The sequence below is a fragment of the Armatimonas sp. genome, from assembly GCF_043760365.1.
GTDB lineage: Bacteria > Armatimonadota > Armatimonadia > Armatimonadales > Armatimonadaceae > Armatimonas.
Genome location: NZ_JAYUPA010000084.1, coordinates 1 through 2,345 on the forward strand (window position 1 = coordinate 1; position 2,345 = coordinate 2,345).

The 2,345-nt window shown below is 60.0% G+C and carries 2 protein-coding genes; both read left to right on the top strand.

Going from position 1 to position 2,345, the window contains the following annotated elements; all coding sequences use genetic code 11:
• Positions 1–978 (top strand): S8 family serine peptidase (locus ACH2EH_RS02125; protein WP_395138416.1); only part of this gene is annotated, 978 nt, incomplete at its 5' end.
• Between the two features lies 1 nt (position 979).
• On the top strand, positions 980–2,345 hold a 1,366-nt coding region (locus ACH2EH_RS02130; RefSeq protein WP_395138418.1), incomplete at its 3' end, for a S8 family peptidase.

Sequence of the window (2,345 nt, forward strand, 5' to 3'; positions counted from 1 at the left end):
AATATCCGTGTGCTGAACCTCTCGCTAGGGCACTCCGTGGGCGAGAGCTACAAGACCGACCCGCTCTGCCAGGCCGTGGAGAGTGCCTGGAAAGCCGGGATTGTCGTGGTTTGTGCGGCGGGCAATGGGGGCCGAGACGACAACACGCCTGTGCTGGGGCGCTCTAATGAGGGCTATGGCACGAACTACGGCTCGATTCAGTCTCCAGCCAACGATCCGTATGTGATTACGGTAGGGGCCGTCAAGAACCTGGATGGTAACCGAGCTAATGACCCTATCGCAACTTACTCCAGCCGAGGACCAACGCGACTTGACTTTGTGATGAAGCCCGATATTGTCGCACCGGGCAATCGCGTCATCTCGCTCAACGCGGACTTTGGGAGCAACTCTCTGAACCAGAGCTACGGAGCTACCAATAGCCTGCTCTGGTCCGCCTACATGAGTAAGACCGACTCCACGGATGCCTCGTGGGTCTACTTCTATCTCTCGGGCACCTCGATGGCGGCTCCGGTGGTCTCCGGTGCGGCGGCGCTGCTCTTGCAAAACGATTCCAGCCTCACGCCCGATGCGATCAAAGCGCGGCTGATGCTCTCCGCCGATAAGCTTGGTAGCGATCCCACGGCTTACGGTGCGGGGCTGATCAATATCCCCGCCGCGCTGAGCAACACGGCAAAACCGACTGGCTACGCGCTGACTCCCACGGTGAAGCTTAACTCTAAAAAGACGCAGGTTCTCGTGGATCCCAGCCAGGCGATCTGGGGGGTGACCACGGGGGGCACTCAGGCGATCTGGGGCGTCCAGGCCATTTGGGGTGTGCAAGCGATCTGGGGCACTCAGGCGATCTGGGGCACCAGTAGTCCGTATCTCTCCTCCAGCGCGATGTTTAAGGGCGATCCGATCTGGAACGATCAGGCGATCTGGGGCAGCACCAGTAGTGCTGTTGACCTGACGAGCACCGCGATAATTGGGGAGAACTAAGATGAAAAAAACAACGATATTTCTTGCTCTCCTGCTGGGCAGCTCGCTCACAACAAGCGCCTTTGCGCAGAAGGAAGCGGCCAAAGCGGATGCGTTTCTCGCACCCAAGCTGAGCGCGGCACGTCCCAGCACCACGGGCTGGACCTCCGTGATTCTGAAAATAGACGGGGCTCTAACACCGGAGCGGGAAGCGCAGCTCACCGCTCTGGGCGGGGACATCACGCGGCGGCTGGCCTTTATCGGCTCGGTGTCGCTACGGGTTCCTAGCCGCAACTTAGCGAAGCTGGCCGCACTGCCCTTCGTGGCGCGCCTCTCTGCGGATGTGGCTGTCAAGAAGAACGACGAGTTCATCACGCAGCGCACCGGGGCAACCACCGCCTGGAGCAGCTACGGCGTCCAGGGAACGGGGGTTGGGGTCGCCGTCCTTGACAGCGGAATCGATGATCTCGATGATCTCAGGAACCAGATCAAAGCCAATGTCAAGTTTGGTACGGGCACCAATACGGACGACGACTGTGGCCACGGAACCCATGTGGCAGGCATCATCGCCGGTAATGGTGCTCGCTCTACGGGCAGCGACTGCTTCCGTACTTTCAAGGGGGTCGCGCCACAAGCGAATCTGATCAATGTTGCCGTGCTGAATCAGTATGGTCAGGGAACGGTGACAAACGTTCTGTCAGGCTTGCAGTGGTGTATCACGAACAAGACCAGGTACAACATCCGTGTCCTGAACCTCTCGCTGGGGCATCCGGTGGGCGAGAGCTACACCACCGATCCGCTCTGTCAGGCGGTCGAGGCGGCGTATCGTGCGGGTATTGTGGTGGTCTGTGCGGCGGGCAACAACGGGCGGGCCAATGTGGCTCAGACCGCTGGGATGGACAACGAGGGCTATGGCACGAACTACGGCTCGATCAACTCTCCCGGCAACGATCCGTATGTGATTACGGTGGGTGCTGTAAAACGGATGAATGCCGACCGTGCCTACGACCGAATCGCCACGTACTCGGGACGCGGCCCCAGCCGCCTGGACTTCATCATGAAGCCCGATATCGTCGCACCGGGAAACCGCGTCATCTCGACGATGAAAGACGGTACTTACCTGGACAATACCGCGCGAGCCACCAACCAGGTGATGCAGAGCGAGTACAAAACGGGTGCCACCTCGATTAGCGATCGCTACTTCTACCTCTCGGGGACGTCTATGGCGGCTCCGGTGGTGGCGGGAGCGGCGGCACTTCTGTTGCAGAAGTACCCCACCTTGACACCCGACAGCGTGAAGGCACGCTTGATGATCTCCGCCGACAAGTGGATGACACCCAGCGGCGGCTGGGATGTCACGGCTTATGGCGCGGGGTATCTGAACATCC